General features: G+C 60.0%; 1 pseudogene. It reads right to left on the bottom strand.

Annotated elements, in window-relative coordinates:
* Window positions 1-13 precede the first annotated feature (13 nt).
* Window positions 14-405: pseudogene (locus FE784_RS41460) on the bottom strand (extracellular solute-binding protein); the annotation flags it as partial.

The raw sequence follows: 405 nt of genomic DNA, 5'->3' as shown, positions 1-405 counted from the left end.
TAGTTGTCGCAGTTTACTGGCCGTCCCCGGCGACACTCCCCGTCCGCGACAGCACTCGCTCCAGCCGCTCCAGGAGCACATCCTCCGTTTCCAGTTCCGACCAGTACAGCCTTGCCTCCCTCTGGAACGTCTGAAGCTCCTCTATGCTCAGCTTCAAGGCGCTATACAGGGCAAAGGTAGGGATGATCTCGCGATACAGGTGAAACCGCGAAGGCCGATACATGATTTCGGTACCCGACCATTCCGCGGCCGGCTTCAGACTCGGGATGCTGAGCGTGTTTTGCCGGATCGTCAGCTGCGAGCGGTAGGAGACGAGGAAATCCAGCAGCAGCCTCGCGCTCTCCTTTCGTTCGGACCTGCGGCCGACAGCCAGACCGATGGCGAGCAGCAAAGTCCGATTTTCGT

The organism is Paenibacillus hemerocallicola (assembly GCF_006265175.1).
In the GTDB taxonomy this organism is placed as follows: domain Bacteria; phylum Bacillota; class Bacilli; order Paenibacillales; family NBRC-103111; genus Paenibacillus_AB; species Paenibacillus_AB hemerocallicola.
The sequence above is the reverse complement of the archived record's forward strand: the minus strand, read 5'-3'. Positions and strand labels throughout refer to the sequence as shown.